The following is a 17443-nucleotide window of genomic DNA, read 5'->3' on the forward strand; positions in this document are numbered from 1 at the left end:
TGAAATTAATGCTTAATTAATTCTATTTTGAGTAAATTAAAGTCGGCAAGGATTAAAATGATAAAAAGACAGGAAAAAATCTATAAAGACACTGAAATTAGAGTAGATTGTTATTAGTTACCAGTTTAACTTAAAATTAAGTATTGAAAAAAAATAGTAACATATAATTCATAAAATGTTATAACTGGTATATTTATCTCAAAATTAGTAAATTAAAGTCAATAAAGGATAAAAATGATAAAAAGACAGGAAAAAATCTATAAAGACACTGAAATTTATAAATTATTACATCCATGGGTCAAAGAATGGTTTAAAAGCAAGTTTGACGGATTTACAGAATCTCAAAAGCTTTCCATTATGGATGTACACAAGGGTAACAACATCCTTATTTCATCACCTACCGGATCTGGGAAAACACTTACTGCGTTTCTTTCAATTATAAGCCAGTTAACCATGCTTTCTGACATGGATCAGCTCGAAGATAAGGTATATTGTATTTATATTTCCCCGCTAAAGGCACTCGATAACGACATAGAAAAAAATATCGATGAACCTTTACGTGAAATTGAAAAGATTGCAGGAAAAGAACTTGGTATTAGAAAAGCTGTTCGTACTGGTGATACAACTCAATATGAACGGACAAAGATGCTTAAAAAGCCACCGCATATATTGATTACAACCCCCGAAACACTTTCAATCCTTCTTTGCGCCCCCAAATTTAGAGAAAAAATAAAAGATGTTGGATACGTCATAATAGATGAAATTCACTCACTTGCAGACAATAAAAGAGGAGTACATCTTAGTCTGACTTTAGAGAGGCTGCAGAATCTGGCAGGTAACTTCACAAGGATTGGACTAAGTGCAACCGTTTTTCCCCTTGAAAAAGTAGCCCACTATCTGGTAGGGTCTCAAGACGGCGAAGTTAGGAACTGTAAAATTGTAGATGTAAATTACTTAAAACGACTTGATATGAAAGTTTTATGTCCTGTTGATGATATCATAAACTCGGATCCGGAAGAAATGAACAATGCGACTTATAAACTTCTGGATGAACTTGTACAGAGCCATAAAACTACTTTAATATTTACAAATACGAGGAGTGGTACAGAGAGTGTTGTTTTTAACCTTAAAAAGAGATTTAAAGATATATATGATGACAGCAACATTATGACTCATCATTCTTCACTTTCAAAGGAGTTGCGCCTTCAAACTGAAGATAAATTGAAAGATGGGGAATTGAAAGTTGTTGTATCTTCCACATCTCTGGAATTGGGGATAGATATAGGGTATATAGATCTGGTTATACTTGTAAGTTCTCCAAAATCTGTTTCAAGGGCATTACAGCGTATAGGAAGAAGTGGACACAAGTTACATGAAAAATCCAAAGGGAGGATCATTGTAGTAGATAGGGATGACCTCGTGGAATGTTCTCTAATACTAAAAAATGCAGTTGAAGGGAAAATAGACGAAATTCATATCCCTGAAAACTGTTTAGATGTTCTAGCACAGCATATCTACGGAATGGCAATAGAAAGCAAACAGGACATTGATACAGTATATGACTTGGTTAAAAGAAGCTACTGCTATAGAAATTTATCAATAAATGATTATTTAAGTGTTTTAAGTTACTTAGCTGGTGAATATACAGATTTAGAGGATAGATATGTCTATGCTAAGATATGGGCTGATTATGACACCAATATGTTTGGAAAGAGAGGAAAATTAGCAAGGATGCTTTATTCAACTAACATAGGTACAATTCCAGATAGATCATCTGCAAGGGTTAAATGCGCAGGCCAGGTAGTTGGGCATGTAGAAGAAGATTTTATGGAAAAACTTCAAAAAGGGGACACTTTTGTCTTGGGAGGAAAAATATACCGTTTTAATTATGCAAGGGGAATGACATTAAATGTTACTCCATCTTCAGGACCTCCAAGTATCCCTTCATGGTTTTCAGAACAGCTGCCTCTTTCATTTGATCTTGCACTTGAAATTCAGCGGTTCAGGGCATTGATGGAAGGTAAATTTCAATACGGCCGCAGCAAGGAAGAAATAATGGACTTCATCCATGAATTTCTTTATGTTGATTACAATGCAGCAAACTCTATTTATGAATACTTCAGGGAACAGTACCTTTACGCAGTGATCCCAAGCAATAAAAAGCTCCTTATAGAGTATTACAAAGGTTTTGGAAACAGAAAATTCGTTGTTTTCCATACCTGCTTTGGAAGAAGGGTCAACGACGCATTATCTCGAGCTGTAGCATATATCCTTGCTAAAAAATATAAACGAGATATCATGATTTCAATTTCAGACAACGGGTTCTATTTAAGCTCAGAAGGTAAAATAGGAGGTTTAGAATCTTTTAATGACCTTACATCTGAAAATATTGAAGATATTTTAATTAAAGCAATTGATAAAACTGAAACTTTAGCTGGAAGGTTCAGACATTGTGCTGGAAGAGCGCTGATGATCTTAAGGCATTATAAAGGAAAACAAAAAAGCGTGTCCAGACAGCATATTAAAGGTAAAATACTGTTAAGTTTTGTCAAAGAACTTGATGAAAACTTTTCAATACTTAAAGAAGCAAGAAGAGAAGTTATAGAAGACTTCATGGATCTTAAAAATGCGAAACGAGTTTTAAAAATGATTGAAAGCGGACAGCTTGAGATAAAACAGATAAATACGGTTATTCCATCACCGTTTTCATTTAACCTTGTTGCACAGTGCTATCTCGATGTTTTAAAATACGAAGAAAGAATTGAATTTATAAGGAGAATGCATCAGGCTGTTATTAATCAGATCAGTGATTAAGGTTAGGGTATATGATTGCGCCCTAATTTTATTAAATTTATTCCTTTTTAATTTAAATTAAGTTAATAAATACAGTTTAGGGGCAATAACAAGCAGTTTAAATACTGTTAACCACTTAAAATAATTTAATTTTCTAAACTTCCTGCCTGGTTTTCTATACTAATTATTTCATTTTAGCAAAAGTTTATATATTTAAAATGTTACTTTTTAATTGTAACATAAAAATAATTTACATATTTGGAAATTAAAATTTAAGGAGGTAAAAAAGTGAACAAAAATATATATTTAATGTTAAGTGTTTTGTTTATGGTTTTTGTAGGTTTTCAGTGTGCTCAGCCTGCATCAGCAGTGAAAATAGTAGATCATGGCACTCACTACTTCTGGCTAGATAATTCAAAGATGAAAATGGTATGGAAAACTTACCAGTATGATAATGATTTTTTAAAGACAAAAGCTTTAATTTACTACAAATACAACAACAAGGGAAAATATCACTTAGCCTGGCATGAAGTTATAACAATTGCAAAGGTTACAAAATCAACGGTCAAAATTAGAGATTGGACAGACAGTGATTTTGTCCCGCCAACTACTGTAGATTACAAAAAAACAAAATTAACTGCAGCACAGTATTACTGGAGAATATACAGATCCAAGATGCTATACTGATAACTTACTAATTTTACAATTTCTTTTTAATTTAAATGAGTTATAAAATTAACAGTTCCATATCTAATCAATTAAAACTGTAAAAATAAGCGGATTAATTATTATTTCTTTAAAAATATTTAATTTAAAAAAAATAATTGGATTATAGAGACATTATGCCTCTTTTAATTAAGTTTTAAAATTTATTCTTCAGTAAAATAATGAACAAAGTCATCTGCGTCCATTTCAATGAACCATTGACCATTTGCAGTCATTATAGGAGTTCTGGTTATGACAACTGCAAGATCTTCAGCTTCCATATCATTATCAGTATCCATTTTTTCACTGATTAATTTTAAGGCGTCACCTATTGATTCTTTAGTGTCGAATCCAAGCAACATTTCTCTTACATCCATTCCTACTTCTTCTGACGCGTCTGGATTTTTTGCAACTTCAACACTTTTTAAATTATTGAAAACTCTTACTGCAATTGATTTAATTTCGTTATCTTTCATAATAATCACCAAAATAGGTTTCTGTTAATACAATAAAACTCTTTTTATTTAAATACTTTAAGAACAACTATATAAAGGTTTTTATAGCAAATAATGTAACTTTTTAAACTTAATAAATTTCTTGTATATTGGAAAATCGTAGCTGACAAACACGTTGTGTTTGTCGCGTCAAAAACGAAGTTTTTGACAGCATGCAAAACTCCCAAAACCTTTGGTTTTGGAGCCCTCGAAAATCCACGATTTTTTGGGCGTCGAAAACATTGTTTTCGACAGCACAAATCGTAGCATGCAAAAATCAAAGATTTTTTGCAGGTTGAGGAAAATCCTTTAGGATTTTCCGAACCCCAAAAATATTGAAAATATTTTTGGACGTTTAAAGCAGCTAAATATATTTTTTATAAATTAATTAATCCAAAGCATTGGTTATTCACTATGGTTTATGTTTATGGCTTTAACAAATAATATTTGTATTTAAAATCATATAATAATACAAAGTACTTTTGAATTATTAAATTTAATAATTAAATATTAGGAGCCTAACAATGTTGGAAAGACTGGATAATATAATATACATGCTTTTAGTAGATTTAAAGGAAGGAAATCCCATAATAAAGTTAGCTCAAAGGGAAGATACATTTGAAGAGTTCACCAGGATCAATTTATATATCTATATCGAGCTTAGCAAGGATTTTAATGTCCCAGTTTCATATTTAACAGAGTTAGAACGTTTATTTGGAAGTGGTGTTGGCCTTGTACAGGACAGCAATACGGGATGTAAGATTTTAAGGACAAAGGTACCTCTTGAAAGCATTAAACACTTCGAAGAAACTGAATAAGAAGTTAAATTTTCACTCTTAAATCTTAAATTTCAATACAACAAGTATTAGTTATAAGTTATAACAAAAAAAATCTTAATTATCTTTACTGTTAGTAAATTTATCATGGAAGTTGTAGATTGAATAATTTTAATTTTTTCTGTAAAATGCAGTAAATTTATGGATATGTGTTACAGGTTACACTTAAAGTTAAAGATTGAATAATTAAGTCAAACAGATTTAGATGAGTATTATAAGTTACAGCCTGAATTTGATTCATTATTTAATATCGTTTCATTTAAATTAAGTGAGCAAATTTTAGGCGAGTTTTATATTTAACAGCTTGAATAATTTGACTTATTATCCGATATTTTTAATATATTTAACTTACATATTAATATTATCAATTAGGTGGTTATTATGCTGGATTTAGGGATACAAAAAGGTAGTAAAGATAAGAGTGATGAATATAACACAAAGTTTCTAAATCAACTTGACCCTGGAGAAGAAATAACAGGCGAGATTTACATAGGGGAAATGAAAAAGAGGTTAATTAAAAAAACAGAAGTTGATGAATTTTATGTTATAATTACAGACCATAAAAACAAACAAAAATGGATATGTGGATTTATAACATCTTATTACCCAAAATCAGGCAACATTTATGGTGAAAAAGGAGGCAGGGTATACAGTTTAATTGACAGTTTAAACCATGCCCTCAATAATGTTTCTATGAATGTGCAGGAAAGCTATTCTGTTAATTTTGATACATTTAGAAAGAATATAAATGAAAATGTGGGAAATGTTAAAATTAAAGCAGTTCAATCGTGGAATCCCAATGCCAAAGCATGTAATCTGGAAGTTGTCGATGCAAAAAGTGGTTCTCCTGTAGAAAAAAATGGAACCACAGACCTGGAACAGCTAGCACAAAATGATCCTGCTATTAAAATAGCCCAAGACGGTCTTTTAAGTAAAGACAAAGAAATCACCAAGAAAAATCTAGCTTTTGAACTTAAAACTATGTTAGATAGTGAAGACATAAACAAAACTGAATTTAAAAAAGCACTTCAGAAAATAGATAAATTATAGTATACTGGTTTCTGTTTTATTTGAATATCTTTGAACTTAAAGTATGTTATAACATGGATATATAAAACTGAATGATGCGCCCCAGAAAATAGATAAATTATAATCTTAATTCAACATATCTACTTTTTACTTTCACCTTTTTGACAAAAATAAAGCTTTGGTTCCACATTTTTTAAATTGTTTTCCTTCCAGACAGGGCATTTCTCACATATGCACATTTTTTTCAGATTAATGTCCTTGCATAATGCCTTTCCAGTAGAGCAGTACATTCCAGGGACTCTGTCTGCTTCAAAATACATTCCACTTTCACTTGCCCATGCTATTTCCTGCATTATTCTCCATTTACCTTCAGCACATACACTCTCTGATTGGACAGGACATTGCGGGCACAAACACCTTTTGATGTTCATCACACTGAATTCAACTTTGCTCATATAATTTATTATATCATAACTAATTTTTATTTTTTAATAATAATCCTGAATTTAATAAAAAATTTTTGTAGCCCTCTATTAATAAATATAAGATTTAGTTTATTATTAGAATATTTGATAGGTCCATAAATTTTAAAAATAATTTATGATATTGTTTGCAAATAAAATCATTAACAAGATGGTTAAAAATGATAAGTTTGCAGTTAAATATCATAAAATTACAAATTCGCAAAAATAGCAGTAAATAAGTTTGTTAGTATACATGTAATGATTGATTTATGTTAACTTTTAAGATTTTTATTTTATTTCTAATTTTAAAAAATTTTGATGTTAGCTATTACCTACTTGAATAAAAATAGTACTTTAAAATTTTGAATTTGAAACTGAATATTCAAATTTATGTAATAAGGATATATTGATCCTTATTACATAAAGTGAAGAACTACTGTAATCCTGGATAAAAAATTATTTACTGTAATAGAGCGCTAATTTACTGGTCACAATCATTCTAGCCCTTAAAAGGGTTTTATCAGTGTGATCATTGTTTTTGATTTTTAATTCAATTTTTTGAAGTAAAGGTTCTAAATTATTTGGTTTGCATTTATATGCAGCATCTAAAAAATCATTTGCTATATCCATATCATCAAAATTATCCATTAAGAGACCCCCACTATTTTTAAAGTCGCTCATGCCCATAATGTTGTGTAAATAATATCGCTTCACGCGTGTGTCTGGTTAAATAAATTGTATTTTTTTAAGATCTCATATAATCAATTAAAACCACAATTTAACATACTAGTATAACTCACGCACAGGATCATAGACATGAGCGTTTAAAGTTATAAATATAGTTGTCTTCACAATAGTTTAGATTTTTTGACTAAAAATGATGACTTTTTTCACAGATGATTAAAAGCATATAATTTTACGCTCATGTCCATGATCATGTGTACACTTCATGCATTATGTTAAATTATAATATCAATTAATTATATGAAATTATATTTAGAAGTGTAATTAACCATGTAACTCATAAAAATTCAAAGTAACATCGGCACAACCATTTAGACATGAGCGTAATTTTAAAAGCATATTCCATGTTAAAACGATGTCAAAGTATCAGAAAGCATATGTAATATTTTGTCTTTTTGCAGGCTAAATTTCTAAATAGTCCTATAGAATTTATAGAATTAAATTCCAGAGTATTTTTACGTATAAGCTTAAAATGGTGGATTTAATTTAAAATTAGTAATCTGATAATCTATTAAAAATAAAAAAAAGTAAATGATTAAATTTGTATTGAGTTATCATCACAGTTAAAACCACATGTTGTTCCACATCCACGGGTTCATAAAGTGGTGCATGTGATAGAAAAAAGTGGGAAGTTCCAGGGGTTGTTGAAGAATAAACTGCCACATGTAAACATATTTTCATGTCTTAAATAGATTATACATTGTAATATAATATATTAAAATTGTACTATTAAATTTTTTATATGGATAATAAGATAAAAAAACTTTCTATTTAAAATTATACACATTATCAACTGGTTTAACCAAAAAATACCTCTTAATCTATAATAAATGTTTAATAGAAACATGAAAAAAGTTAAAATTAAGCTTTTTAAGCAATAAATTAATTCTTCTTAAATGCATTGTTTTATATAATATCAAAAATAAAATTTATTCAACCATTTTTTGGTTATATTTAGGATGTGATGAATTGTTTAGAGATAATTACGGAAGAGATAATAGAGGAAGTTCATCTCCTGTAAATGAAGGAGAAGAATACGATGTTAAAATAGAAGATATGGGAAGAAGTGGAGATGGAATTGCTAAAATAGAAGGTTTCATAGTTTTTGTAAGTGGAGCTAAAAAAGGCGATGAAGTTAAAATTAGAATCACTTCCACAAGAAGAAACTTTGCTTTTGCAGAAGTAGTAAAATAGCTTAATTTAGGTTTTAAGTTAATTTTTAATGCTCTTAATCAGTATTAACGCTTTAAACTGCATTACAATATATTAAACGTTTTTTTATTAAGATATTGCATCATCGAAGCTACTGATCATGAGCTTTTAAAATTTAATTTCCATTAGAAATTCCTCTTTTTTTGTATTTTTAGATGAGTTTAATCATATTGTTGCTCACAAGATCGTAATATTTGTAACGGGCTGTGTTGATGGATCCCATTGTTTAATTTTTGCGGTTGAAAATCTTTGATTTCAAACACCGAAAATTGAAAATTTTCACGTGCTTCGTAATATAATGGTAATGTTGGGCAAATGATCGTAATATTAAATCAAATATTTGTGTAGTATCTTAATTCAACCCTCAAAACTTAAAAAAATTCGTGATTTAATTTATTAACGATTATTATATTGTTAACCCTGTGGATTACATAATATTATCTTTAATTTCATGAATGTTCCTCTAAAACATTATGAAATAGGAAAATTATTTATTTCTTGTATATTTAATATATATTACATATTGATCATAAAGAGGCGGTAAAATGGTTGATAGAAATTTCTTTATTACTATAATGCAGGAGCCGGAATAGATGTTTAATCAAAATGAAAAATTATTGAAAGAATATGTAAAAAAAAGGTTAGGCACTAATTTTAGACCCAGTAAGGAAATTAAAGAATTTGTTCGTGCTAATTCTAATGGGAGAAGTGATAGTTCTTTTGCAGTCGTAATACGTTCAAAAATTAAACGAGGTATGGAATCTGGTAGAATAAATACTATTGAAGAAATTGACCAGATTATTGATAATTCATACAAAGAATATAAAGAACGTATAGAAATAAAGAGGAGACTAAATGAAGAACCAACTTTCAGAGTTGTTCATGAACCTCATAAAGATGTTAAAACAGTAAAACCGGTTGATTGGAGTGGTGTAAAAAGAGCCAGTAATGTTGTAGCAGGAGGCGTACTTTTGGGACCTGTAGGTGCATTAGCAGGATATGCTTTAAGTGATAATAAATCACCTGAATCTAAACTTGTTTATAAGACATACATACAAGAGAACTGTATTATCCAAGTATATGCTAACAAATTGAATTACACGAATAAAAAAGCTTCATGGCCCCTTTTTTTTAAAAAAATAGTTTCTATAAAGTTAGATAAAGATCATAATAAATTTGAGATAATGGAAAATAGTGGCTCTAAATTGACATTTCGAGGAGAAAGACCCATAAATAAAGATTACACTAAGAATATATTTGATAAAATAGAGTCAAATTTTAATGAATATCGATCTAAGAATAAATCTAATGATGTAATGGAATCAAAACCTGCTAATTTGAATTCTAAGAGAAATCCTCTCGATTTGATTAAGAAGTTGCATGAACTTAAGGAAGATGGCTTAATTACTAATGATGAATTTGAAGATAAAAAAAGAGAATTGCTAAGCAGAATATAATCCTTATGATAAAAACCAAAAGAGTTCAATAGTATAAAATGAAGTTAACTAAGCTACATCCATTAATTTTTGCTATTAAAAATAGCCTACTATGATTATTTAGATTAACTTTATTATTTTTGGATATAGTCATCGTTATAAAAACATAATATTACTCACAAGATCGTAATAGGAACCTACAATTTAAAAAAAATTTTTAAATTAAGTTTTTATATCACTTCACTCAATCTAACGTTATAATTTATCAATATTTCAGGGTGTGCTAAAAGTGGGTTTTTTTGACTTGTTTAAGAGTCCTAAATCATGGAGTATAAAAGGTTATAAATTAATGAGAAAAGGTAAATACGAGGAAGCTTTGATATATTTGGATAAAGCTTTAGAATTAAATCCAGGAGATATTAACGCTTTACATAATAAGGGTGTAGTTTTGAGTTATCTTGGAGATGGTGAAAATGCTGTTAGTTTTTTGGATAAAGTTTTAGAATTAAATCCAGAAAATGTGAATGCATGGCATGATAAAGGTTTTATTCTAATGGAATTAGGAAAATATGATGAATCAATTAAAAGTTTTGATAGAACCTTAGAATTAGACCCTAAAAAAGTCCCATCATTGTATAGTAAAGGTATACTACTCGGAAAAAATAAAAAACATCAAGAATCAATTGAATGCTTTGATAAAATTTTAGAAATTAATCCAAATAATGCTGAAGCATGGTTTAGCAAAGGTTTAAATCTTTTATCGCTTGAAAAATATGAAGAAGCTTTAAATTGTTATAATAAATCGTTAGAACTTGATCCAAATAATACCATGACATGGAATAATAAGGGCAACACATTAGAAAAACTTGAAAAACACAATGAATCGTTGGAATGTTTTGAGAAAGTTTTGAAAATAGATCCAAATAATTTTGAAGCTTGGTATCTTAAAGGAGAAACCTTTAAAGGACTTCAACAGTACAATGAAGCATTGGAATGCTATAACAAATCAGTGGAAGTGAACACTGATAACCCTGATTTTCAATTTGCATCAAAAGCTAAAGAGGAAGTTTTGAAGTTGATGGAAAAGTAGATTTTTATTATATAAAACATCTAATTTTTTGTATTTTTGGTGTGTTTGTACTTCGTTATATAAGTCTATAACGAAGTCGGCAAAAATTACTTTCAAAATTTACTTCAAATACATTCAATATCAACCATTTAGGTATATGTACTGATATAACTAGGGATCTTTTAAATAATTTATTATATGTTCTAAATTATTCCAAATCAAACAAATCTAGACAGCATAGTATTCATGCATCATATTATAATTTAGTAAATATCATTTTGTGGTCAATGTATCCAAATAAAGCAAATTTCATAAGGATTTCCTTGTTCTAAAATATTTTGATATAACCAGATGCAGGTTCAAGTATCAATCCTTGTTGCTTTAATTTTGTTATTATTTCCTCAACTTTCTCTTTACTCATGTTATACCTGTCTGATATTTCATCTGTAATTATATCAACTGGTATTCTACCACCATATTCATCGCTTGACTCTTTAATAACATCGAGAGTAACTCGGGCTTTATCACGTTCTGATTTAGGTGTACGTCCTTCTACTTTGTCAATATCAACTTTTCCGGTTTCAGGATCATATCCAACTTGTTTCATACATTCCTGCTGTAGTTTAATGGCCCTTTTTGCGTCATCAGCAGTAACTCTTTTTCCTAATCTTATCTTACAGTTTGCCTCAGATAATCTGACCAGTGCTTCAAGCTGACGGGCTGTAATTGGGGCTGGAGAATCTTCATCTTCTGCATCACCCCTCATTCCAACATAAAACTCTTTAAGTACTTCAATGGCCCCATCATTAAGCTCTGGGCTAGGTTGTTTTCTTGCATATGCGATATATTTCATTAGAAGTTCAGGATCAATTACAAATGGAATTTCAGTACTTTGGTGTATATTCAACATGTGACTTGCTAGTTTTCTATCTTTGTCAGCGTCAGGTTTATCTTCCACAAGAAATATAAGGTCAAATCTTGAAAGAATAGAAGGCAGGAGGTCAATTTGTTCTGCAACAGATTTATAACGATCAAATCTTCCAAATTTGGGGTTTACAGCTGCAAGTAGTGAACATTTTAAATTTAAGTTTTGATGATTTAAAACTTCATTAATAATAAAGCTTTGAGTATTGTCATTTGATTTACTGTCTATACATAAAATAAACCACTTTAAATCATTTTTAATTACTTCAGCAGTAATTTCTACAGTGTTTATATCATCTTTGTTTGTGTAAAGCCCTTGAGGGGCAAGTTTTGATGCATATTCAAGTATTTGGGATTTACCAATACCCGGATCTCCTACAATTAATATATTGATATTTCCTCTTATTCTGTTTTTATCTTGAAGTTCTTTTGAAACTCCCCCGAACAACTGTAAAGCTATACCTTCTTTTATTTCTTTATATCCATGAAGCATGGGAGCTATTGAATCAATAATTTTATTATAAACATCAGGATCGGCTGCAAGTTCTTTTATTTTTTTTTCATCTTCTTTGATTATCTCAATATCTTTATATTTTAAAAATCCATTAAATTCAGTATTTTCTAATGTATTATGATGAGATTTGAAATATTCAATGAATTCATACAAAAGTCCTTCATTTTTAAACCATTCTCTTCTAATGTGATATTGTTTAAACAACTTATGGAATAATGATTCAAGTTTATAATCTCCAGGTATCTTATGGATTATATCCATATCTTCATAAATGAAAGCTTTATTATCATTGAACCTTTTTTCAGGATTATTTGCATAACCAATTTTAACAACATCGTCATTCCCAATAAAATAAACATATCCTTCTTGAGATTTCATTTAATCTGCCTCTTTTTACTTATCAAATAGTATAGCAGTTTATTATAGGTATATTTCTAATTGCTTACGATTTGTAAATTTATTCTTGGGTTTATATTTCATAAGATATGGAAGTTCTGGTTTATACATTTCTAAAAGTCTAAAGATTTCGTCATCTTTTCCTGATGGAAACAAAAAATCCTGTTGAGGTGTTTTAAATAGTTCATTGAAGTCTTTTAGAACTATTTTACCAATAAGAAGATCTAAATAGTAATTTATTCCATAATAACTAGATCCATATAAAAGTCCACATTTTTGGCGTTTAATTCTAAGTGGAACTGATAGATTAGCAGATCCGAAAAAATTTATGATATCTTCAGATGATCGAATTCTTGTACCATCATTTCCTTTATAATTTAATGCTTCTGCAAATAAATAAATAACCGCATCATTACATTCATTAATATTTAAAGGTTCATAGCACTGTTTATCTGACGAAAATTTATTTAATGCAAAGAAAAGTGCAATATTTATATCTGAAGTGACATCTAAACATGATGTGGGCATACCATAATGTTGCAAAATCAAAGGTAAAGTATCATGTTTATAATGCATCGAAAACCATTGCCTAAAATCATCTGCTTCATCACTATTAATGGGTCATGTTGAATACAAAACATTAACTCACCAAATTGTTTAGGATCTTCATTCAAAAGAACTTCAGTAAGCTTATTTTCAAAGCCATCCTTATGCTGATACCAATCAGGATTGTTAATTAGTACCCATAATATAAATGCCCACTCCCAGTGCATTGTAGCTCCCCATGCCCATTTTACACTAGAAAACTTTTCATCATTTAACGCAAGGCGAGATAAAGAGGGTAAAAGCGAAATATCTCCTTTTTTATCATTGTTATACCCTAACCAGTCACTTATACCTGCGTTTCGTTTTAAATAATACTCTTTAGGTTGACCCCTAAACCAAAGAGCATGTTGGCCACTTTGTGTTTCCTGTAAATCATGATTAATTTTTGATATCAATAAATTTAGCTCCTCTTGAGATTTAGGATACCAAATAGGTATAGAAAAATCAAGAACCCTCTCTTTAGAGTCAGATAATTTTGATAGCTTTTGACGGATTTCTAATAAATCAAGTCTTTCCACATCTGCAACTGTATGTACATTTGGAAAACCCCTAGGCACAACACTATGCACTTTTGGATAATTCATTAATAGAAGATTGTGCACTTTTGGAAACCCCATGAATATCTTACGGTTATACCAACGGTCTTTTATAAAATGATAGTTAAAAGGATCATCTTTAACTAAAGATTTATTAAATATGGCTACACCATTCTCATAAGCTTCTGTTGCTCTATTTCTATCAAAACCAAATATAGACTGAATAAAAGGAACTTGTTGCTCCTGTTTGAGCCAGTCTTCAATAATAAAACGTCCAGCATCACCAAATGGAAAATCAAGTGAACTTCCTAAATGCATATTATAAACCTCCAAATTTACACAGAAAAACGATAATAAATATACTTCTTTAAATGATTTTTAATTATTTTACATGCATAATAAATTCTAATTCTTTTTTTATGAATAAATTCTAAGTATCATTTTATTTAGTTTACCATTTTTTGTCAAAATCCTTATTAATTTTAAGATTATTTTTATAATCATATTAATCAAGTTATTCTAAAAATAAAATAGCAATAGGTGTATTATGGCAATAAATATCATGAATTAGGGTTAATAATTGATAAAAGCTTAAAAGATGGCACTAAACTGTATAGATATATAAGTTTAAGTCAATTTCTTTCTTTTATTGAAACAAAGAAGATAATATTAAATAACATATAACTGGGAAGATACTTGGAGGCACCTCTTGGTAAGCTTCCGGTAACTATGAATGGAGAGTTGGGACCTGCTTTTTGGTCTATAACTGATGATATGTTTGGGCAGTGCTGGAGCTTAAATGGTAACTCAGAGGCAATGCGGAGAATATATTCTCCATATAAAGAAAAGATATTATTGCAAACTTCAGTAAAAAAGTTTGAATTGATTAAAAATCAAATAAAATATGGAATGTTAGCTCCTGTAACTTATTATAAAAATTTATTGAGGGAACTTAAACATATTGAAACACTCTCATTTCCTATAAATTCATATAAATATGGATTTTTAAAGAGAAATGCGTTTGAACATGAAAAAGAAGTGAGAATAATCACTTTAATTGATAATAAGTATAGAAGTGAAAACTGTAACTACATAGAAATTGAACTTGATCCTTTAAAATTTATAGATGGTATAATCATTGATCCTCGCGCAAGTAATCAACATGTAGATTTAATTAAAAAATATTGTAAAAGAGCAGGATTTACAATTATTCCTGAAAAATTAGATCTTTATTCTGATATTTATGAGAAAACTGGAATATTTTTTAAGCCTTAATAGTTGTAATTTCATAAATAATTTGTATTAATGTCTGCTACTTTAGAGTTTCATATCTAGATAATTTGTTAATATAGTGTTGAATCGATGTGGATATGTTAAAATGAAAAAATGTAAGAAAGCATCGTTTTTTGTATAAAAAGGTTCATCACACTTATTGGCTTTTCCTACCAAATCACTCCATTTAGCTGGAGTATCAGGATATTCTTCATGATATTTTCCATTTTGTGTAAACCAAGCAAATAAATCTTCTGTATTATCCATTTCAAAAGATTCTAAAAATATATTGGATAAATCGTGCCAATTTTTTTCTAGTAAATCTTTTTTATCCCTTCGTACAAGCATTAAAATTAGTGATTCTAAAACAAAAGAACTACCACAGAATTGCTTAAAATCCATATTTTTTAGATTAGATTTATCTAGAACATCAAGTAATGCTTTATTAACACTATTTGGATTTTTACCAACATTCATAATTTCTGGAAGTGCCTCTTGGAGAGTTTTGGAAGTATCTATATCTATAATTTCTTTTAACAGCGCATAAATGCTTTCTATTTCTAAATCTAATCTAGATATACATTCAAGGACATCCTTTGCACTATAATATGGATTTGCGATTCCATAATTGTTTCGAGGTTGATTTTTCTCTATTATCTGGATGAAAATATCTTCTAAAATTTCTTCAGCTAAATCATTTTCTTTATTTAGTTCTAAATATTTGATTAGATTAAAATAATATGGAAAAGCAGATTCACCCCAAAAAAACAGATTGTTTATATTATCCTTTATTAATTTAAAAACATCATTATCGAAAATATAACTACTTTCAGATTTAAAATAATATATCTCTAAAGCTGCTAAAGTGCCAATTACCATTAAAATTCTTGAATTATATATTTTTCTATTTTCGCCTACTATACTGCCTTCAGCAAAATCAGTTTTACTTAAGATTTCTTCTTTTAGCAACAGTAAATTCCGTTCTATTTCTGAAAGGATTAGATTAAAGGATTCAATCCATAATTCTTCTTTTAGTTTTGTTCTTTCAACAAATCTTATTACAGAAGATGCTAAACAGGTCCAAGCTTCAAATAATGCATAATAATTATTTTCGCGCTGAAAAGGATCTAATAAATAGCTTACAATGATTAAACTACTACTAATTGCATTGGATCTATCTGATTTCCTTTTAGGAATCTTTTTAAAAATAATATGATCTAGAAAATCTAAAAACTGTTCTTTGGGTAAAAAATCTTTTCCATCTAGTGTGAGAAGGTCTAAAAATAGATAAAAATCATCAAATTCTTTAGGAATGAATTTTCCTTGTGCATCAATAAATATTTTAAGTAAATTGTTTTTATCACAAATATTTAATTTTTCATAGCCACGTTTAACATACTCTTTATTATACTTATTAATTTTCTCATTAGCAAATGAGTCAACTAGGCCGTTTGTAACTAAATATGATTTATGGAGTTTATCCGGATCAAAAGAAGGGTGATCAATACTTATTTCAACTAACTCATCAATTTGTGATTTAATTTTTCCATATTCTGTTGTATTGATATCTCCTCCTTTAAGTTGAAACGCGAAATAATTGTTATTAGAATCTATTGAAATGACATCTTTTCCATGTTCAAGAGGTCCATGTGTTTTAAAAACGTGATGTCCCTCGTTTAAAAGTACTTGACAAAATGCTACAAGATAATTAATTTCATTTGTATTAATCAACCAATTTTCTATTGCTTTCTCTATCATTCCAATCTTTCCGCTTATTTTCAATTATTTCTTCTAGCTTTTTTTCATATTCTCCCATATGTCTAGGATTTTCTTTTAAATACTTTTGTAAACGTTTATCATGCTTTAAAACATCATTAGGATGCATGGCCAAGCTTGGCAAGAATGGATTACCCTTTTCATCAAAATCTATCTGAATTTTTTCTAATCCATCTAAATAAATTTCGGTAATCAATTTTTTACTTGTATTAATTTGTGTTCCTGCTTTGGCAGTAGCAATATCTACTTCTTCAAGAACTTTTTTTGTCATTTTTTGTTGAAGTTCACTAACTGCATTCAAAGATTTTTCTAAATAAACTGAAAGTCCTTTATCTAATATTTCCTCAAGTTTAAGAGAAAAATTAGTGCTTGTTTCTTCAATTTCTCTTTCAACATAATCTCCACAATTATCAATAAATGAAATTCCACTACCTTCAAAACACCTTTTTTTATTAACTTTAGATAATAATGGACTTCCATAAGTTTTTTCACTTACAACTAGGGTTGTAGCATTTTCTATTTTTGTTTTAACAGAGGGAAAATCTGGAAGCATTTGAACACCTTCATGTTATATATTGTATGAATACTTTAATTTTAACAAACATATAATTTGGTAATCTGGGAACTGCTAAAAAGA

Annotated in this window: 16 protein-coding genes; 8 read left to right on the top strand and 8 right to left on the bottom strand. The window is 28.9% G+C overall.

Translation table 11 applies throughout. The annotated features are described in order from the left end of the window. Window positions 1–234: 234 nt before the first annotated feature. Window positions 235–2814: an ATP-dependent helicase gene (locus tag ASJ80_RS04160; RefSeq protein ID WP_095651979.1), complete on the top strand. Its 2580-nt coding sequence runs from the start codon at window positions 235–237 to the stop codon at window positions 2812–2814. A gap of 267 nt (window positions 2815–3081) precedes the next feature. Next, the gene (locus ASJ80_RS04165; protein ID WP_095651980.1) at window positions 3082–3480 is read left to right on the top strand and encodes a hypothetical protein; all 399 of its coding nucleotides are present in this window, start codon (window positions 3082–3084) and stop codon (window positions 3478–3480) included. Between the two features lie 182 nt (window positions 3481–3662). Here the strand turns inward: ASJ80_RS04165 and ASJ80_RS04170 are convergent, their stop codons facing one another. Beyond that, complete coding sequence (locus ASJ80_RS04170; protein WP_095651981.1) at window positions 3663–3974, bottom strand: hypothetical protein; 312 nt, start codon at window positions 3972–3974, stop codon at window positions 3663–3665. A 542-nt stretch (window positions 3975–4516) separates the two neighbouring features. Between ASJ80_RS04170 and ASJ80_RS04175 the strand changes: the two genes are divergently transcribed. Next, window positions 4517–4810: a hypothetical protein gene (locus ASJ80_RS04175; protein ID WP_069585702.1), complete on the top strand. Its 294-nt coding sequence runs from the start codon at window positions 4517–4519 to the stop codon at window positions 4808–4810. 399 nt (window positions 4811–5209) lie between these two features. Then, the gene (locus ASJ80_RS04180; RefSeq protein ID WP_069585701.1) at window positions 5210–5878 is read left to right on the top strand and encodes a hypothetical protein; all 669 of its coding nucleotides are present in this window, start codon (window positions 5210–5212) and stop codon (window positions 5876–5878) included. A 119-nt stretch (window positions 5879–5997) separates the two neighbouring features. Here ASJ80_RS04180 and ASJ80_RS04185 read toward each other — a convergent pair whose 3' ends face one another. After that, window positions 5998–6312 (bottom strand): DUF2769 domain-containing protein, encoded by a 315-nt coding sequence (locus ASJ80_RS04185; RefSeq protein ID WP_069585700.1) that lies wholly within the window; start codon window positions 6310–6312, stop codon window positions 5998–6000. Between the two features lie 465 nt (window positions 6313–6777). Further along, on the bottom strand, window positions 6778–6969 hold the full coding sequence (locus ASJ80_RS04190) for a hypothetical protein (protein WP_069585699.1): 192 nt from the start codon (window positions 6967–6969) through the stop codon (window positions 6778–6780). Between the two features lie 1065 nt (window positions 6970–8034). Here ASJ80_RS04190 and ASJ80_RS04195 point away from each other — a divergent pair. The 3 genes from ASJ80_RS04195 to ASJ80_RS04205 all read left to right on the top strand — a co-directional run bounded on the left by ASJ80_RS04195 (window position 8035) and on the right by ASJ80_RS04205 (window position 10803). Further along, a complete protein-coding gene (locus ASJ80_RS04195) occupies window positions 8035–8259 on the top strand; it encodes a TRAM domain-containing protein (protein ID WP_069585698.1) in 225 nt (74 codons plus the stop codon). A gap of 611 nt (window positions 8260–8870) precedes the next feature. Continuing rightward, window positions 8871–9734: an SHOCT domain-containing protein gene (locus tag ASJ80_RS04200; protein ID WP_069585697.1), complete on the top strand. Its 864-nt coding sequence runs from the start codon at window positions 8871–8873 to the stop codon at window positions 9732–9734. Between the two features lie 268 nt (window positions 9735–10002). Further along, window positions 10003–10803, top strand: coding sequence for a tetratricopeptide repeat protein (locus ASJ80_RS04205; protein WP_069585696.1), 801 nt, complete (start codon window positions 10003–10005; stop codon window positions 10801–10803). Window positions 10804–11110: 307 nt separating this feature from the next. Here ASJ80_RS04205 and ASJ80_RS04210 read toward each other — a convergent pair whose 3' ends face one another. Genes ASJ80_RS04210 through ASJ80_RS04220 form a run of 3 tightly spaced genes read right to left on the bottom strand, consistent with a single transcriptional unit; the run spans window position 11111 to window position 14076 of the window. Further along, complete coding sequence (locus ASJ80_RS04210) at window positions 11111–12598, bottom strand: GIY-YIG nuclease family protein (RefSeq protein ID WP_069585695.1); 1488 nt, start codon at window positions 12596–12598, stop codon at window positions 11111–11113. A 42-nt stretch (window positions 12599–12640) separates the two neighbouring features. Continuing rightward, entirely contained in the window at window positions 12641–13144 is a 504-nt protein-coding gene (locus ASJ80_RS04215) for a hypothetical protein (protein WP_245837449.1), read from the bottom strand. A 17-nt stretch (window positions 13145–13161) separates the two neighbouring features. Then, a complete protein-coding gene (locus ASJ80_RS04220; RefSeq protein ID WP_069585693.1) occupies window positions 13162–14076 on the bottom strand; it encodes a hypothetical protein in 915 nt (304 codons plus the stop codon). Window positions 14077–14487: 411 nt separating this feature from the next. Between ASJ80_RS04220 and ASJ80_RS04225 the strand changes: the two genes are divergently transcribed. Further along, entirely contained in the window at window positions 14488–15033 is a 546-nt protein-coding gene (locus tag ASJ80_RS04225) for a hypothetical protein (protein ID WP_176720339.1), read from the top strand. A 42-nt stretch (window positions 15034–15075) separates the two neighbouring features. Here the strand turns inward: ASJ80_RS04225 and ASJ80_RS04230 are convergent, their stop codons facing one another. Both ASJ80_RS04230 and ASJ80_RS04235 read right to left on the bottom strand, forming a co-directional pair. Beyond that, complete coding sequence (locus tag ASJ80_RS04230) at window positions 15076–16788, bottom strand: hypothetical protein (protein ID WP_069585692.1); 1713 nt, start codon at window positions 16786–16788, stop codon at window positions 15076–15078. Continuing rightward, entirely contained in the window at window positions 16754–17359 is a 606-nt protein-coding gene (locus ASJ80_RS04235; RefSeq protein WP_069585691.1) for a hypothetical protein, read from the bottom strand. The genes ASJ80_RS04230 and ASJ80_RS04235 overlap by 35 nt, the downstream gene beginning before the upstream one ends. Between the last annotated feature and the right edge of the window lie 84 nt (window positions 17360–17443).

Origin of the sequence: Methanobacterium bryantii (assembly GCF_002287175.1) — an archaeon.
Taxonomy (GTDB): Archaea; Methanobacteriota; Methanobacteria; order Methanobacteriales; family Methanobacteriaceae; genus Methanobacterium_D; species Methanobacterium_D bryantii.